This is a genomic window from Paenibacillus sp. FSL R5-0473 (assembly GCF_038004565.1).
Classification (GTDB): Bacteria; Bacillota; Bacilli; order Paenibacillales; family Paenibacillaceae; genus Paenibacillus; species Paenibacillus amylolyticus.
This window is the reverse complement of sequence record NZ_JBBORL010000001.1, coordinates 3,434,172-3,450,717: the sequence shown is the minus strand read 5'-3', so window position 1 is coordinate 3,450,717 and position 16,546 is coordinate 3,434,172. Positions and strand designations below refer to the sequence as shown.

General features: G+C 45.8%; 16 protein-coding genes. 15 read left to right on the top strand and 1 reads right to left on the bottom strand.

The annotated features are described in order from the left end of the window. Positions 1 to 217: 217 nt before the first annotated feature. From fabG to MKY28_RS14935, 15 genes are all read left to right on the top strand, one after another. The gene (fabG, locus tag MKY28_RS15005) at positions 218 to 967 is read left to right on the top strand and encodes a 3-oxoacyl-[acyl-carrier-protein] reductase (protein ID WP_017689228.1); all 750 of its coding nucleotides are present in this window, start codon (positions 218 to 220) and stop codon (positions 965 to 967) included. 152 nt (positions 968 to 1,119) lie between these two features. Next, positions 1,120 to 1,353, top strand: coding sequence for an acyl carrier protein (acpP, locus tag MKY28_RS15000; protein ID WP_024630176.1), 234 nt, complete (start codon positions 1,120 to 1,122; stop codon positions 1,351 to 1,353). A gap of 177 nt (positions 1,354 to 1,530) precedes the next feature. Continuing rightward, the gene (fabF, locus tag MKY28_RS14995; protein WP_036609459.1) at positions 1,531 to 2,769 is read left to right on the top strand and encodes a beta-ketoacyl-ACP synthase II; all 1,239 of its coding nucleotides are present in this window, start codon (positions 1,531 to 1,533) and stop codon (positions 2,767 to 2,769) included. Between the two features lie 13 nt (positions 2,770 to 2,782). Beyond that, positions 2,783 to 3,487, top strand: a complete 705-nt coding sequence (gene rnc, locus MKY28_RS14990) for a ribonuclease III (RefSeq protein ID WP_036670338.1) — start codon at positions 2,783 to 2,785, stop codon at positions 3,485 to 3,487. 218 nt (positions 3,488 to 3,705) lie between these two features. Then, complete coding sequence (gene smc / locus MKY28_RS14985; protein ID WP_340936296.1) at positions 3,706 to 7,275, top strand: chromosome segregation protein SMC; 3,570 nt, start codon at positions 3,706 to 3,708, stop codon at positions 7,273 to 7,275. Positions 7,276 to 7,382: 107 nt separating this feature from the next. Beyond that, positions 7,383 to 8,396, top strand: a complete 1,014-nt coding sequence (gene ftsY, locus MKY28_RS14980) for a signal recognition particle-docking protein FtsY (protein WP_036609455.1) — start codon at positions 7,383 to 7,385, stop codon at positions 8,394 to 8,396. A 146-nt stretch (positions 8,397 to 8,542) separates the two neighbouring features. Continuing rightward, on the top strand, positions 8,543 to 9,190 hold the full coding sequence (gene trhA / locus MKY28_RS14975; RefSeq protein WP_017689222.1) for a PAQR family membrane homeostasis protein TrhA: 648 nt from the start codon (positions 8,543 to 8,545) through the stop codon (positions 9,188 to 9,190). Between the two features lie 262 nt (positions 9,191 to 9,452). After that, a complete protein-coding gene (locus MKY28_RS14970) occupies positions 9,453 to 9,803 on the top strand; it encodes a putative DNA-binding protein (RefSeq protein ID WP_340936295.1) in 351 nt (116 codons plus the stop codon). A gap of 62 nt (positions 9,804 to 9,865) precedes the next feature. Continuing rightward, positions 9,866 to 11,245, top strand: a complete 1,380-nt coding sequence (ffh, locus tag MKY28_RS14965) for a signal recognition particle protein (protein ID WP_017689220.1) — start codon at positions 9,866 to 9,868, stop codon at positions 11,243 to 11,245. Positions 11,246 to 11,298: 53 nt separating this feature from the next. After that, on the top strand, positions 11,299 to 11,571 hold the full coding sequence (gene rpsP, locus MKY28_RS14960) for a 30S ribosomal protein S16 (RefSeq protein WP_017689219.1): 273 nt from the start codon (positions 11,299 to 11,301) through the stop codon (positions 11,569 to 11,571). A 23-nt stretch (positions 11,572 to 11,594) separates the two neighbouring features. After that, positions 11,595 to 11,825, top strand: a complete 231-nt coding sequence (locus MKY28_RS14955; protein ID WP_017689218.1) for a KH domain-containing protein — start codon at positions 11,595 to 11,597, stop codon at positions 11,823 to 11,825. Between the two features lie 301 nt (positions 11,826 to 12,126). Continuing rightward, positions 12,127 to 12,639 carry a ribosome maturation factor RimM gene (gene rimM, locus MKY28_RS14950; protein ID WP_036609454.1) on the top strand — a complete coding sequence of 171 codons (513 nt, stop codon included), beginning with the start codon at positions 12,127 to 12,129 and terminating at the stop codon, positions 12,637 to 12,639. 1 nt (position 12,640) lies between these two features. Further along, complete coding sequence (gene trmD / locus MKY28_RS14945; protein ID WP_340936294.1) at positions 12,641 to 13,408, top strand: tRNA (guanosine(37)-N1)-methyltransferase TrmD; 768 nt, start codon at positions 12,641 to 12,643, stop codon at positions 13,406 to 13,408. 187 nt (positions 13,409 to 13,595) lie between these two features. Then, positions 13,596 to 13,970, top strand: coding sequence for a VOC family protein (locus MKY28_RS14940; protein ID WP_340936292.1), 375 nt, complete (start codon positions 13,596 to 13,598; stop codon positions 13,968 to 13,970). A 154-nt stretch (positions 13,971 to 14,124) separates the two neighbouring features. Next, positions 14,125 to 15,372 carry a hypothetical protein gene (locus MKY28_RS14935; protein ID WP_340936291.1) on the top strand — a complete coding sequence of 416 codons (1,248 nt, stop codon included), beginning with the start codon at positions 14,125 to 14,127 and terminating at the stop codon, positions 15,370 to 15,372. Between the two features lie 3 nt (positions 15,373 to 15,375). Here MKY28_RS14935 and MKY28_RS14930 read toward each other — a convergent pair whose 3' ends face one another. Then, the gene (locus tag MKY28_RS14930) at positions 15,376 to 16,341 is read right to left on the bottom strand and encodes a polysaccharide deacetylase family protein (RefSeq protein WP_340936290.1); all 966 of its coding nucleotides are present in this window, start codon (positions 16,339 to 16,341) and stop codon (positions 15,376 to 15,378) included. Positions 16,342 to 16,546 lie beyond the last annotated feature (205 nt).

Sequence of the window (16,546 nt, the reverse complement as noted above, 5' to 3'; positions counted from 1 at the left end):
GGACAGAAAAAACCTGAAGAAGCGGAGTGTTCGCCTAAAAGCTTTCTGAAAGAAAGCTACATCGGAAGCATACGCTATCACCGGATTTTCCCTTTATAAAAGGGAATCAAAAAAATCTGGGGATAACAGCGATCGGAAGTTTATTCTGTCATCGGAGTGGCAAGTGTAAACATTCTTTGGTTGAACTGATATAGATTTGGGGAAAGGAGGAATGATTATGTCTAAACCATTAGAAGGTAAAAATGCACTCGTTACCGGGGCATCCCGGGGCATTGGGCGCAGTATTGCACTGGCACTTGCAGAAGCTGGAGCGAACGTAGCCGTGAATTATGCGGGTAGCCAAGCGGCAGCTGAGGAAGTAGCGGAAGCGATTCGTGCCAAAGGAGTCAAGGCGATTACACTTCAAGCCAATGTTGGCCTGATGGATGAAGCTGAACAAATGGTCAAAGCTACACTCGAAGCATGGGGCAACGTTGATATTCTGGTGAACAATGCTGGAATTACCCGTGATAATCTGATCATGCGTATGAAAGAGGAAGAATTCGATCAGGTTATTGAAACCAATCTCAAAGGTGTGTTTAACTGCCTTAAGGCGGTTACACGTCCAATGATGAAACAACGGTCGGGAAGAATTATCAATATCTCCTCGGTTGTAGGTGTGCTCGGTAATGCTGGACAAGCGAACTATGTTGCTGCCAAGGCAGGTGTCATTGGCCTGACAAAGGCATCTGCTCGTGAACTGGCTTCTCGTGGAATCACAGTTAACTGTGTTGCACCAGGATTCATTGAGACAGATATGACAAAAGAGTTGTCCCAGGAGCTGGTGGACGGTATGCTAAGTGGTATTCCGTTGTCCCGTTTGGGTCAGCCGGATGAAATCGCCGGTGTAGTCACTTTCCTGGCTTCACAGGCTTCATCTTATATGACAGGGCAGACGCTACATGTCGATGGTGGCATGTACATGTAATTCTTCCCGGACTTGAACAATAGTCGGGGAACAGGCGCTGGACGATCCGAAATGCCGGAAAAAGGCCGGGTTCCCCGGCCGGGAGCCGCATATGTCTTCTATGGCATTTTGCCTGCGATTCTCGTATAATACCAAAGAAGGAGGTGAACCGGATGTCCGATGTATTGGAGCGTGTAAAACGCATCGTCGTCGACCGCTTGGGCGCAGACGAAGCTGAAGTTACACTTGAAGCATCTTTCAAAGAAGATTTGGGTGCTGATTCTTTGGATGTAGTGGAATTGGTCATGGAATTGGAAGATGAATTTGATTTGGAAATCTCTGATGAAGATGCAGAAAAAATCACGACCGTAGGTGAAGTTGTAAACTACATACAATCTCATACCTAAAGTCATTTTTAGTCCCGCACATGTTTTCGAACAGGCGGGACTTCTCATCATTCATTGGTTTTTCTCATTCCGCAAGCTGCTCTACTCAAACAGGCCTATCTTGGTTGAGTAGATGTCTGTTTGCGGATATTCCCACAAAATACTTGCGTAATGCAGTCGATATAGAGGTGACTCGGTTTGAAACAAAGAGTAGTAATTACCGGAATGGGCGTAATGACATCGCTCGGAAAAGATTTGGAAACGTTCTGGGGCAGTTTAATGGCAGGAAAGTCCGGAATTTCTCAGATTGAGGCGTTTGATGTTAGTGAATACACGACACAGATTGCAGCCGAGATCAAGGATTTCAACCCGGAAGAATATATGGATCGCAAGGATGCTCGCAAAATGGACCGTTTTGTACAGTTCGCTGTGGCAGCCGGCTTCAAAGCTGTTGAAGACAGTGGTCTGAAAATTAACGAGAATATTGATGCAGAGCGTTTCGGTGTATCCATCGGATCAGGTATTGGTGGATTGGGTACGTGGGAGGACCAACATAATGCATTGTTGCAAAAAGGTCCAAAACGGGTAAGCCCATTCTTTATTCCCATGATGATCTCCAACATGGCTTCAGGCCAAATGTCCATTTCTCTTGGTGCCAAAGGTCCTAACATTAACGTTGTTACCGCTTGTGCAACAGGTACACACTCCATCGGAGATTCCTTCAAGCTTATTGCCAATGGTGATGCAGATGCCATGATCTGTGGTGGTGCAGAAGCAACAATCAGACCAACGGGTCTTGCAGGGTTCTGTGCGATGCGCGCAATGTCTACACGTAATGATGATCCTGCGAAGTCAAGCCGTCCTTTTGATACAGAACGTGATGGTTTTGTTATGGGCGAAGGCGCTGGTGTTATGATTCTGGAATCCCTGGAACATGCTCAAAAACGTGGTGCACGCATTTATGGTGAAGTGATCGGTTACGGTCTGACAGGTGATGCACATCACATGACAGAACCAGATCCGGATGGAGCAGCACGTTGCATGAAGATGGCACTTCGTAATGCGGGCATTGAGCCTGAAGAAGTGGACTACATTAATGCACACGGAACTTCGACGCCTGTAGGCGACAGATCCGAAACGCTTGCGATCAAAAAGGCGTTTGGTGATCATGCGTACAAGCTCGCCGTGAGTTCCACTAAATCCATGACGGGCCACATGCTTGGCGCTGCTGGTGGTGTAGAAGCGGTTATCTGCGGATTGTCACTGACACATCAGACACTGGCTCCAACGATTAACCTGGAAAATCAGGACCCGGAATGTGATCTGGATTATGTACCAAATGTTCCACGTCAAACCAAAGTTAATATTGCCATGTCCAATTCATTTGGATTCGGCGGTCACAATGCCACCATTATTCTCAAAAAATTTGAAGCATAAGGGGCTAGTTCGTTTGAGTGAAGATCTGAAGCAGTTACAACATAAACTTCAAATCAAATTTGACAACAGGCAGCTTTTAAAACAAGCGTTTACCCATGCTTCTTATGTAAACGAACACCGGTTCAGTCAGCATCAGGACAACGAGCGTCTGGAGTTTCTGGGCGATGCCGTGCTGGAACTGACTGTATCGGAGTACTTGTATCATTTGTATCCTAACCGTCCGGAAGGTGAATTAACTAAGCTGCGGGCATCCATTGTCTGTGAGCCTTCCCTCGTCAAATTTGCTGAAGCGTTGGGTTTTGGGCAGTATGTACTTCTTGGTAAAGGTGAGGAACTAACTGGAGGACGGACACGGCCGGCTCTGCTGGCAGATGTGTTTGAATCTTTCATTGGTGCATTGTATCTGGATCAGGGGCTTGCGCCTGTTCGGACATTTCTTGATCAGCATGTCTTCCCATTAATTGTATTGGGCAGCAAGCTGCAAATGAGTGATTACAAAACGGAACTGCAGGAACTTACTCAGCATCACAATATGGGAGCTTTGGAATACCGTATCGTTGAGGAACGGGGACCTGCCCATGAACGTGAGTTTGTCTCGGAGGTCCATATGGGTCAAGAAAGACTTGGCAGAGGTACAGGACGTTCCAAAAAGGAAGCGGAACAACAGGCTGCATCTGCAGCACTTGATCGACTGAAGCTTCCGGAAGCCGGAGCTTAACCGATAGCGCATAGACAAACGAAGAGCAAAGAGCAGCCCGCGGGTCCGCCCCGGCGGAAGTAATCGGCCGGACTGCTTTTTGCTCTTTTTTTTGTAAAGAGGTTCAGGAGAAGGTTACCTGATCGTTAACTAAATAAGTGAACTTTATTTTGGTTCAATTTAGTTAGGCGCTGGAATGCAATACTTGAAATTTGCAAGAGGAGGTGACGAGAAACCCTATGTTTTTAAAACGGATTGAATTGGGTGGATTCAAGTCATTCGCCGACAAAACGGAGATGGAGTTCGTTCGTGGCATTACGGCTGTTGTAGGTCCGAACGGAAGTGGCAAGAGTAATATATCGGACGGAATCCGCTGGGTTCTGGGGGAACAAAGTGCCAAGTCGCTGCGTGGTGGCAAGATGGAAGATATCATCTTTGCAGGCAGTGACGCACGGAAAGCCGTTAATTTCGGTGAGGTGTCGCTAACGCTTGATAACGAGGATCACGCACTTGCATTGGATTTTGGTGAGGTGACGGTGACTCGTCGTGTACATCGCAGCGGAGATAGTGAATATTTTATCAACAAGCAATCTTGTCGTTTGAAGGATATCACGGAGTTGTTTATGGATACCGGCATCGGTAAGGAAGCCTACTCGATTATTGGACAGGGGCGAATCGAAGAGATTCTGAGTACCCGTTCAGAGGATCGCAGAGGTATCTTTGAAGAAGCTTCAGGTATCGTTAAATATAAATCCCGCAAGCGGGATGCGACGCGCAAACTGGATGAGACAGAGCAAAATTTGCTGCGTATTCATGATCTGGTGACTGAACTGGAAGATCAGATTGGCCCGCTAAAGGAACAATCGGAGAAAGCGATCCACTATAAGGAACTTCGTTCTCAGCTCAAATCGCAGGAAATTTCCATGTATGTGTACCAGATCGAACAGATTCATGCGTCCTGGAGTAAGGCAAATGAGCGCCTGCAATCGCTAAAACAGGAAGAGGTTGGACTGGCGGCGATTGTCTCTACGCATGATGCCAAGCTGGAAAATGATCGGAATGCGCTGCGTATCCTGGAAACAGAGACAGAGCAACTGCAAGCCGCTTTATTGCAATTCAGTGAAGCGACAGAGAAAAGTGAAGGACTTGGAGAATTGCTCAAGGAGCGCTCGCACCATCTGCAAACAAATCAGGAGCAGCTCAAAGTAACGCTTGCCGCCAGTGAAGAGAGACATCGCGAACGGGAAACCGAGCTGCTTGCACTGCGTGAGAAGTTTGGCAAGCTTGAGCATGAACTGAATGATGTGAGAAATCAGTTGTCTCAGGAAGAAGCCAAACTCATCGGTGTCACAGGTGGCATTAGTCAGCAGCAAGAGGAAAGCCTCAAAGGCAATTTGCTGGAACTGATGAATCAGATGGCTCAGACACGCAATGAAATTCGTTATGTGGATCAGCAGAAAGAAACGCTGGAGCGCAGAATGAATCGCGCGGCTGAAGAATCAGGCAAATGGGAAGAGCAGAAAGAGACACTGGAGAGTCGCAAAACGGACATTGAGAAAAATGTTGTTCGCTTGGGCAAAGAAATCAGTGATCTACGTGGTGGATACATTACGGAAAGTGAACGACTCCAGTCGCTGCAGAAGCTGCTTGAAGAAAGTCGGGGTACGGTCCGTAAATGGGAACAGAAGCGTGAAGCTCAAGTTTCCCGCCGCGATACGATGAAAGAGATGCAGGATGATTTTGACGGATTCATGCTGGGTGTCAAGGAGGTTCTCAAGGCTTCACGTAAAGGTACGCTGAGCGGTGTTCATGGAGCTGTGGCTGAACTCGTCAAAGTTCCCGAGAAGATCGAACTTGCGGTAGAAACAGCAATGGGAGCATCCTTGCAGCATGTGGTCATGGAAAATGAATCAGTTTCCAGACAGGCAATTGCTTTTCTGAAGCAACGCCAGTTGGGGCGTGCAACGTTCCTGCCTCTGGATGTCATTCGTCCTCGTGCCATTGGAGCGGCTGAACGTTCTATGATTGAAGGTATGGAGGGTTTTGTGGGGATCGGTGCTGATCTTGTACAATTCGAATCCAAATATGCTTCAATCATTGGCAGCTTGCTCGGTAATGTTATTATTGCCGAAACGTTGGAGGTCGCCAATAAAATTGCGGCTCGCTGTCAGTATCGTTTCCGGGTTGTGACACTTGAAGGTGACGTGGTCAATGCGGGTGGTTCCATGACAGGTGGTAGCCAGCACAAGAAAAATGTGAGTCTGCTCAGCCGGAAACGGCAGCTGGACCAACTCGACCAGGATATTTTGGATACGGAAAATCAAATCGTGAAACTGCATCGCAGTGTGGATGATGTAAAAGTCCAACTGGAACAGTGTCAGGACAAACTGGATGAACTTCGTCAGTCCGGTGATGATACCCGAAATGCAGAACAGCAGGCTTCGATGGAAATGAAACAGGTAGAGCATGAGCTTCGCCATGTGCTTGAACAGGTTGCCGTTGCCGGGCAGGAGAAGAGCGGCTTTACCGAAGAGATCAAAGAGCTGGATACGGCTCGGATCGTCGCTGTGAAGAAGCTGGAGCAGCTTGAAGAGGAAGAAAAAGCGACTCATCGTGCCATTCATGCAGCTGAGTTTGCTCGGAAAGCCAATGAATCCGCGAAGGAAGAATTGCAGAGCCAACTCACCGAATTGAAAGTGCGCGAAGGCAAGCTTGATCAGGAGCGATTCTCCAATGGAGAACAATTGCGACGTCTGGAGCGGGAAGTGGAGTCGCTGGTGAAAGATCTTCGTCAGAATCGCACGTTGCTGGCTTCAATGGAAGCAGATCTCAAGAAAACACAGACCGAGAGTGTTAAACAGATTGAAGATCTGAACCAGTACAAGCTGAAAAAAGCGGAAGCTTCCCAAGAGCTGGACTTCAAACGTGCTGCCCGAAGTGAGTTGTCGAAAAAGCTTGAGCTTGCCGAGAGCGAAACGAAGGAACAGCGCACGCAGTTAAAAGCTGTGGAAGAACAGACGCGACAGACGGAAATTTCCGTGAACCGGCTGGATGTTGAGCTGGAAAATATACTGCGAAAGCTGACGGATGAATACGAACTGGGCTATGAACTGGCCAAAGAGCGTTATCCTGTACCGGAAGACGTGGAGCATACACAGGCAGAGGTACAGAAGCTGAAGCGCAGTATATCCGCCCTGGGTGATGTGAACCTGGGAGCGATTGAGGAGTTCCAGCGAGTCAATGAGCGATACGAATTCCTGAGTGAACAGAAGAATGACCTGGTGGAAGCTAAAACAACGTTGTATCAGGTTATTCGGGAAATGGAAGACGAGATGGCGAAGCGATTCAAGATTACGTTTGATGCCATCCGCCGTGAGTTCGGTACCGTGTTTAGCAAGCTGTTTGGCGGGGGACGTGCTGACCTTGTTCTGATGGACCCGGAGCGCTTGCTTGAAACGGGAATAGATATCGTGGCTCAGCCACCAGGCAAGAAACTGCAAAACCTGCAACTGTTATCCGGTGGGGAGCGGGCTTTGACGGCGATGGCTTTATTATTTGCTATTCTGCATGTCAAACCGGTACCATTCTGCGTGCTGGATGAAGTTGAGGCAGCGCTGGACGAAGCTAACGTGGTACGTTTTGCCCAGTACTTGCGTGAATTCTCCGAACAGACACAGTTTATCGTTGTTACCCATCGTAAAGGTACGATGGAAGAGGCAGATGTGCTGTACGGTGTTACAATGGAAGAGGGCGGTGTATCCAAGCTCGTTTCGGTTAAACTGGAAGATGAGGAAGCAGTAATTGCCTGATCTGATCCAAACCTGCGAGACAAACGAACTCATTGTAATCATTGAAAATCATTCAGATTGAGCATTTTGCAAAACCGCTTAGATTATGTACACGATGGAGGGGCTTTATGAGTTTTTTTAAAAAGCTTAGAGACAGCATTGCAAGCAAAACGGAGTCGGTCACCAAACAGTTTAAGGATGGATTGGAAAAGACACGTAAAGGGTTAGTGGAAAAAGTGTCGGATCTCGTAATCCGTCGCAAAAAAATCGATGAAGAGTTCTATGAAGAACTGGAAGAGATTTTGATCGGAGCAGACGTTGGTGTGAATACAGTCATGAATCTGATCGAAGACCTGCGCGTTGAGGTGAAAAAACGCAAAATTGAGGATGCGGCTGAGTTGCAGCCTGTATTGTCCGAGAAACTGACGGGTCTTCTTCGCGGTGAACAGAATAACGAATTGAAAATGAACCCGGATGGCATTACCGTCATTTTGTTTGTTGGTGTTAACGGTGTTGGTAAAACAACAACGATTGGCAAGCTGGCACATCGATTTAAACAACAAGGTAAAAAAGTCATCATGGCAGCTGGAGATACGTTCCGTGCCGGAGCCATAGAACAGCTGGAAGTATGGGGGCAACGTGCCGGTGTCGATGTGATCAAACAGCAATCTGGTTCTGATCCAGCAGCGGTTATGTATGATGCGGTACAAGCAGCGAAACAACGGGGTGCGGATGTTCTGCTCTGTGATACAGCAGGTCGTCTGCAAAATAAATCGAACCTGATGGACGAGCTTAACAAGATCTATCGTGTCATTCAGCGTGAAATTCCGGATGCTCCGCATGAAGTACTGATGGTACTGGATGCAACAACAGGTCAAAATGCTTTGAACCAAGCCAAACTTTTCGGTGAGAAAAGCGGCGTAACTGGCCTCGTACTGACGAAACTGGATGGAACAGCCAAAGGGGGGATCGTTGTTGCGATCCGTCAGGAGCTGGACTTGCCTGTGAAGCTCGTAGGACTGGGTGAGAAAATTGATGATCTGCAGCCGTTTGACTCGGAGCAATTTGTGCATGCTTTGTTCGCCGGATTAATCCAGGAACAGCCAGCGGAAAGTGCTGAAGAAGAGGAAGCTAATTCCTAGAATCATTAATAATAGAATGAATTAATAATGTTAACCGTATTGCCAGTGATATACGTGATAAGTGTCACGTGTAATGTCACTGGCAATACGTGTATAATGGAGGAATAAAGCAGGCAATGTTAAAGGGTTAGAAAGGACGGTTGAAAATGGCCAATACGTATACCTATTCTCGCCGTGAAGAAGTCGCCAATGCGGTGACACATGGAATCGGCGCTGCACTCAGTGTAGCTGCACTGGTGATATTGATTGTATTTTCAAGTATGAAAGGCACGGCTTGGCATGTGGTCAGTTTCACGATCTACGGGATCACCATGCTGCTGCTCTATACAAGCTCTACACTCGTGCATGCATGGAAAGATGGAAAAGTGAAAGATTTATTTGAGATTTTCGACCATTCTTCCATTTATTTGTTTATTGCGGGATCGTACACTCCGCTTTTGTTTATTGCTGTTCGCGGTACACTTGGATGGACCCTGTTTGGTATAATCTGGGGAATCGCATTATTCGGCGTGATCTTTAAGGCATTTTTTACGAAAAAGTTTCTATTCATGTCCACGATTTTCTATATTGCGATGGGCTGGCTGATCGTTATTGCCTGGCAACCTCTTATGGCTGCCATTCCTACAGGCGGCATTGTGTTGCTGGTTGCTGGAGGCCTGATGTATACACTGGGTACGCTCTTTTATGTATGGCGTGGATTTCCGTACCACCATGCGATTTGGCATCTCTTTGTGTTAGCAGGCAGTATTCTTCATTTCTTTATGGTACTGCTGTACCTGACACCACTTCGTTAGAACACCATAAACGGATGCATCTCCACGGACTGAGACGCATTCGTTTTTTCTTCTACATAGAGGTGGATCGCAGAGATACAGATCGAATTTGCTTGTTGTAAAAAAGGGTATAAACCAACCGTTAAACATCGAAATAACATATCATCAGTGCTGTTTTTATTGTGACAAGTATTTTTGCTTGACAACCTGATTTGTTTTAGGTATTATTAGGAACGTTGCAAGAGTGTAAAGTGTTTTTCCTTGACGAAGGGAGTGCCCCGATGTGAGTCAAGAAAATCGGCTTGAGAAGACAAACCGGATTAACTTGCTGTTTGCTTTTTATGAATTGTTACTTACCGAGAAACAGCAGACTTTTCTAAAGTATTACTTTCATGACGATTTCTCACTTGGTGAAATTGCAGCCGAGTTTGAGATCAGCCGCCAGGCGGTATACGAGCATATCAAGCGTGCCGAACAAGTGCTGGAAAATTACGAAAGCAAGCTGGGCTTGCTGCAAAAGCATGAACGGCGTAATCGCAATATTGAAGATTTGCAAAATGCATTGGAACGCGCAGGCGTCTCCATTGATAACAACAAACAAATACACGATATCGTTGCTCAGCTTAGTGAATGATAATTGGCTGAGCGGAACGTATCGGTCTTGAAAACAGTATTAAAGCTTAAGGAGGTGGGATCATGGCATTTGAAGGATTAACGACCCGATTACAGAATGTGTTCAGCAAGCTGCGCGGCAAAGGCAAGGTGTCTGATGAAGATGTAGCCGAGGCTATGCGCGAGGTACGTCTGGCATTGCTCGAAGCGGATGTAAACTTCAAAGTGGTCAAGGAATTCATCGCCAAGGTGAAAGAGAAGGCTGTTGGCAAAGAAGTGATGGAGAGCTTCACGCCAGGGATGGTCATCATCGACATCGTTAACAAGGAACTAACGGATTTGATGGGTGGAAGCCAAGCGAAACTGGCTAAAGCGAACAAACCGCCTACGGTGCTGATGATGGTTGGTTTGCAGGGTGCTGGTAAAACAACCACATCGGGTAAACTAGCTAAAATGCTGCAAAAGCAAAACAGCAGACCATTGCTTGTTGCAGGAGATATTTATCGTCCGGCAGCGATCAAACAGTTGCAAGTACTTGGCGAGCAGATCAAAGCGCCGGTATTCACACTGGGAGATCAGACAAGCCCTGTTGAGATCGCACGTCAAGGTCTACAACATGCCAAAGATAACGGTAATGACTATGTTATTATCGATACAGCTGGACGTCTGCATGTTGATGAAGAACTGATGGAAGAACTTCGCCAGATTCACAGCGTAGTGAATCCGGATGAAGTACTGCTTGTTGTAGACAGCATGACAGGTCAGGATGCGGTTAACGTAGCAGAACACTTTAACCAGCAGCTTAATCTGACCGGGGTTGTCCTGACAAAGCTGGATGGAGATACTCGTGGTGGTGCTGCGCTTTCCGTCAAAGCAGTTACGGGTTGTCCAATCAAGTTTGCTTCCCTTGGAGAGAAACTTGACGCTTTGGAGCCGTTCCACCCGGAACGTATGGCTTCACGGATCCTCGGTATGGGTGATATGTTATCTCTGATTGAGAAAGCACAATTAAACATTGATACAGATAAAGCCAAGGAAATGGAACGGAAGATGCGTAATGCAGAATTCACGTTTGAAGATTTCCTGGAGCAGATGGATCAAGTGAAAAAGCTGGGACCAATCGATCAGATCATGGATATGATCCCCGGCATGGGCAAGATGAAACAAGCCAAGGATCTGAAGGTTGATGATAAACAGATGGGCCGGATCGAAGCGATCGTTTACTCAATGACGACCGAAGAGAAACGTAACCCGGACATGATCAACCATAGCCGCCGGAAGCGTATTGCTACCGGAAGCGGAACATCTCTGGCTGAAGTAAATCGTCTGATCAAGCAATTTGATGAGATGCGCCGCATGATGAAACAGTTCTCGGATATGATGGGACCTAAAGGCGGCGGTAAAAATAAAGCGATGAAGCAGCTTAAAGGTATGGGTAAAGGAATGAAGTTTCCTTTCCGTTGATTTAAGCGAAGCTGGATCATATACAGATTTCATTGAAGGAGGTGAATTTTCAAATGGCAGTTCGTATTCGTCTGAAACGTATGGGTGCTCACAAAGCTCCTTTCTACCGCGTAGTGGTATCGGATTCCCGTTCCCCACGTGACGGTCGTTTTATCGAGGAGATCGGTTACTACAACCCGGTTGAACAACCGGCTGTTGTTAAGATCGATGAAGATAAAGCATTGGCATGGCTTCAAAACGGTGCACAAGCATCTGACACTGTCCGCAACTTGCTTAGCAAAGCGGGCGTGATGAAGAAGTTCCACGAGTCTAAATTATCTAAATAAAGTGCTGATTCGGAGGGTCATCTATGGAAGAATTAGTAAGCATAATTGCTAAGGCTTTAGTCGATCATCCGGAAGATGTGACGGTTCGGACGGTTGAGAAAGACCGGCTTGTCGTTTATGAGTTAACCGTTCATCCTGACGATGTCGGGAAGGTAATTGGTAAACAGGGACGAATCGCGAAATCACTTCGTACGGTCGTCACATCAGCAGCAGTTAAGATGGATAAACGGGTTACCGTTGATATCATATCTTAAAGATATACGAAAGGGGGTTAGGATGCATGTCCTAGCCCCTTTTCGTGCATGCTGAACTTAATATGTTGAATTAGATATTGAATTAAAATATTTTGGGTATGAGTGACTTCGGAGCAGTGCAGGGGACGGGATCGATTCTGGAGAAGCGTTAGCGTTCGCCTTTATCACCTCATTTTCACCTTTTAAATTAAGTTCGAAAAATGAGGGGGTAACAGCGATCGAAAGAACGAACCGTCGCCGGAACGACCGTACGAGAGTCGAAGTAGCTGTTTAGTTTGATTTAATTTCGTAGGAGGAACGTATGGCAGAGTTTATGAATGTAGGTAAAATCGTTAATACGCATGGAATTCGCGGTGAGGTGAGAATCATGCCTATAACCGATTTCCCAGAAGTGCGTTTCGCGAAAAATGCAGAGTTGTTTTTCTTTACACCAGATAATCATCCAGTCATGGTTAACGTGGAATCTGCACGTTTGCATAAAAATATGTATATTCTTCGTCTGAAAGAGTATGGCAATATTAATGAAGTAGAGAAGTTTAAAGGCGGTATGGCCAAAGTGTTAAAAGAGAACCTCGCTGAGCTGGAGGAAGGTGAATACTACTTCCATCAAATCGTTGGGTGTTCGGTTATCACCGAAGAGGGTGAAACGCTTGGAACTATCTCTGAAATTTTGACTCCGGGTGCCAATGATGTATGGGTTGTCAAAACGCCAGCAGGTAAAGAAGTGCTGATTCCCGTTATTGATGATGTAGTACTTGATGTGGACATCGAACAGCAGCAAGTGAAGATTCACCTGATGGAAGGGCTGCTGTAACATGAAAGTGGATGTATTAACACTATTCCCGGAGATGTTTGATGGCGTATTCGGAGCAAGCATTCTGGGTAAAGCCCAAACGAAGGGGCTGGTGTCCCTCGGTGCAACCAACTTCCGTAATTATGCCACAAATAAACATAATACGGTCGATGATGCTCCTTACGGTGGGGGTGGAGGCATGGTGCTAAAACCAGATCCGATCTTTGCTGCCGTTGAAGATGTACTGGGGCAACGCGGAGAAGCCGCGGCAACCATGAAAGCTCCACGTATCATTTTAATGTGTCCGCAAGGTGAGACGTTTACACAGAAAAAAGCAGAAGAACTTGTACAGGAAGATCATCTGATTTTTATATGTGGACATTATGAAGGTTACGATGAGCGCATTCGCGAATTTCTCGTGACGGATGAACTATCCATTGGTGATTACGTACTCACGGGTGGGGAGTTACCTGCTATGGTTGCGATCGACAGCATCGTACGTCTTATACCCGGTGTGCTTGGCAATGAGACAAGTGCTGTGACGGATTCATTCAGTACTGGACTCCTCGAATATCCACACTACACACGTCCACCCGAGTTTAGGGGCATGAAAGTACCGGATATGCTGTTGTCAGGACATCACCTGAACATTGAGGCATGGCGCAGAGAGCAGTCTTTGCTTCGTACGTTAGAACGTAGACCGGAGATGTTGGAAACGGCGGACTTGACGGACAAAGAACGCATTTGGTTGAAAAAGATACGCTCAAACCGTAAAAATAGTACAGAGTAAATATATGCAACGTATAAACACGTAAATATTTCTTTTTATAGAGTTTGAAAAAGCCAACCTTGATACCAAAGGTTGGCTTTTCTTATGTGTTTTGTAAAGAAAGCTGGATATTCAATGGGTTATTCTATAAAATGGAGGTATATTTTAAAACTCAGTTTCACTAAATGAAACCAAAGGCGGTGTATGAATGACTTACAATATTATTGGTCTTGATCATATTCAGCTCGCAGCACCAGAAGGCTGTGAAGAGGAGGCACGTCATTTTTTCAATAAAGTTCTGGGCTGGACGGAGATTCCCAAACCTGAAATTCTGAGAAAACGGGGTGGTGTATGGTTCGAGTGTGGTAGATACCAAGTGCATATTGGCGTACAAAAAGATTTTATTCCCGCTACAAAAGCTCATCCAGCATTTCATGTACAACATTTGGATCAGTTGCGTGATCATCTCATTCATAACCAAATTCATATTGTCGATGACGAAGCAAGGGCAGATGAAGGTGTAAGACGTTTTTATATAAATGATCCTTTTGGCAATCGTCTTGAGTTTTTAGAGTGGGCTTAAAATCATTCGTTTAAATCGTTTAATTATGTAGGCACTTTTTTGCAGCTTTGAACATTTTTGCATGACCACATAATAGGGTTGTAAAAAACAGGGGTTTTCTTTATGGTGAACTCAGCTGGATTTGAATAACAACGATAAGCTGAGGAGGAAGATGATGAGCATTCAGCCTTATGAAATCGCCAGACTAAATATTAGCCAAGCCGGAGAACGCTGCAAAATGCTTTTGGGAGATCTAAACGGGGATGGCAGACTTGAAATGTTGCTGGTACAGGCAGATGGGGGTATAGACGATCGGTATGTTCCACATCAGGTATGTTGTTTGACTGCATTTGATCTGGAAGGAACATTACTATGGCAGGTCGGAACTCCTGATCCCGATGCAGGGGGTCCGGGTTCAGACTATCCCGCTCAGGTCGCAGATTGGGATGGAGATGGAAATAATGAAGTATTGTGTGTCATGGACAAACAATTTCTCGTGTTGGATGGCCGGACCGGAGAGATTAAAGAAACACGTGATCTGCCAGGTGATGAAGCACATGACTGCATTATTCTCACCAACCTGACGGGTAACCAGCAGAAAATGGACATTATACTGAAAGACCGCTATAAGACGTTATGGGCACTCGACCATGATTTTAATTTGTTATGGAAGCATGAAGGGAATCCGGGACATTTTCCATGGGTATATGACATCGATGGAGATGGGAAAGATGAAGTGATGGCCGGATATGACATGCTGGATCATGATGGGACGTTGTTATGGTCTTGTCATAATCTCGATGATCATGCTGACTGTATATGGTTTGGCGACGTTGATGGTGATGGGGAAGTCGAGATTGTTATCGGTGGCAGTGTTACGGTCATGATGGACCGCTATGGTAATGAGAAGTGGCGTTATGAAGATTCGATTGAATCACAGCATATTGCATTAGGCCATTTTTGTACTGGAATGATAGGTTTACAGATTGCAGGTCTGGACCGGATTGTCCGTGGGGATGAGAATGGTAAGGATGGAATGTTCATGTTGGATAGCGCAGGGCAAGAAATATGGAAAGAAAACCGCACGACTCCTGGCTGGTTAACCATTATAGAGCCTGTATGTAACTGGGATGAAGGTGGACTCGATTATATTTTGGCGTATCGCCGAGGTGGAGATGTGTTGCCTTCTTTGGTAGATGGAGATATGAAAACGGTTACTGAATTCCCGAAAGAGGGATATGCGGTACATGCAGACCTGGTTCAGACGGGGAAAGAACAGATCATCATCTATGACGCAGAGGAAGCAGTGATTTATTCCAGCTCTCCGATGACATTATCACTTACCGATGCAAAAAGAGCCAAGCCTCAGCTCAAAAGGCTGTATAGCTCGACTCTGTATCCGGGCGGTGAAGTTAAAATCTAGATTTTACTGATCATTCTCCGATGCAGGTAATTCGTTCTGCGGATTGGATTTGGGTTGAAGCAACGTCGCCAAATCAGTACCTGTCGTGACCGTCAAGCGAGGCAGCCTCATGGGATGATCTCCTGGATGCACAAATCCAGACTTTACGGTAAAGGCCATGCGATATCCATGTTGTTGTAACTTGTAGATCATCTGTGTGCTGGTATAACCAAAAGGATAGGCCAAATAAGGTGTGTCTATTCCGGTTTCCTTCATTTGCTGGATATCATCATCCAGAAGACTGGTGTCCAGACCGACAGGTACGCTGTTCCCACAGCGCATAAATCCCTTATGATGCAGGTTATAGGTATGGCTGTTGAACTCAAATACGTCGGTTGCTGCCTGCATCTCTGGCTTGGAGATGAAACTGTTAATGGCGGGCTCAAATACCGAAGGTTGATCTTGAATTTTACTGCCTATGACAAACAGCGAGGCATGAAAATTATATTTTTGAAGCACAGGGTAAGCTAATGTATAATTGTTCTGGTATCCATCATCAAAGGTAATCACAATGGACTTCTGTGGCAGGGAAATCTTCCCGCTAACATATTGTTCAAGCTGATTCAATGTAATCGTGCGGTAGCCTTCATCATGCAGGTATTTCATATTTTGCTCAAAATCCTCCAGATTAATGATGGATTTATTATCTGTCTCGTGATTATTCAGTTTGGGCTCTATGTAATGATACATCAGCACAGGAACTTCTGTAGCGGTACCTTGTTCAATCCTGAAGGTAGAACGATCCAGCGCAGATTGGTTAGAGAAGTCAGTGTGTGACAGCTCGAATGCTTTGCGTTTGACTATGTCCCAGGATGTGCAGGCTTTGTGTGACAGTGCATTCGTTGGGTGAGTTACGGCATATGAATATAGTGTAATGGAGCATGTGAGCATGGCGAGTAGGGCAAGTGTGATCTTTTTCCAATATTTCATAAGTCTTGGGATTCTCCTTTTAAAGTGGTCAATAAGTTATATCATAGACGATATTACTACACTGGAAGTTACAGTATTTTTTCCTGTATCAGGTTGACTTGCAGATGAGAGCGTTGATTCACTTTCCATACGGGAGAATGTATTTTAGAATGAAGTTAACATGTGATGGATGAGTTTCAGAGTGGCAGATTGAACAATAGGCATT

Coding starts and splice junctions, on each gene's coding strand:
- fabG (WP_017689228.1), top strand. CDS start 218: ATGTCTAAACCATTAGAAGGTAAAAATGCACTCGTTACCGGGGCATCC.
- acpP (WP_024630176.1), top strand. CDS start 1,120: ATGTCCGATGTATTGGAGCGTGTAAAACGCATCGTCGTCGACCGCTTG.
- smc (WP_340936296.1), top strand. CDS start 3,706: ATGTTTTTAAAACGGATTGAATTGGGTGGATTCAAGTCATTCGCCGAC.
- ftsY (WP_036609455.1), top strand. CDS start 7,383: ATGAGTTTTTTTAAAAAGCTTAGAGACAGCATTGCAAGCAAAACGGAG.
- trhA (WP_017689222.1), top strand. CDS start 8,543: ATGGCCAATACGTATACCTATTCTCGCCGTGAAGAAGTCGCCAATGCG.
- ffh (WP_017689220.1), top strand. CDS start 9,866: ATGGCATTTGAAGGATTAACGACCCGATTACAGAATGTGTTCAGCAAG.
- rpsP (WP_017689219.1), top strand. CDS start 11,299: ATGGCAGTTCGTATTCGTCTGAAACGTATGGGTGCTCACAAAGCTCCT.
- MKY28_RS14955 (WP_017689218.1), top strand. CDS start 11,595: ATGGAAGAATTAGTAAGCATAATTGCTAAGGCTTTAGTCGATCATCCG.
- rimM (WP_036609454.1), top strand. CDS start 12,127: ATGGCAGAGTTTATGAATGTAGGTAAAATCGTTAATACGCATGGAATT.
- trmD (WP_340936294.1), top strand. CDS start 12,641: ATGAAAGTGGATGTATTAACACTATTCCCGGAGATGTTTGATGGCGTA.
- MKY28_RS14940 (WP_340936292.1), top strand. CDS start 13,596: ATGACTTACAATATTATTGGTCTTGATCATATTCAGCTCGCAGCACCA.
- MKY28_RS14935 (WP_340936291.1), top strand. CDS start 14,125: ATGAGCATTCAGCCTTATGAAATCGCCAGACTAAATATTAGCCAAGCC.
- MKY28_RS14930 (WP_340936290.1), bottom strand. CDS start 16,341: ATGAAATATTGGAAAAAGATCACACTTGCCCTACTCGCCATGCTCACA.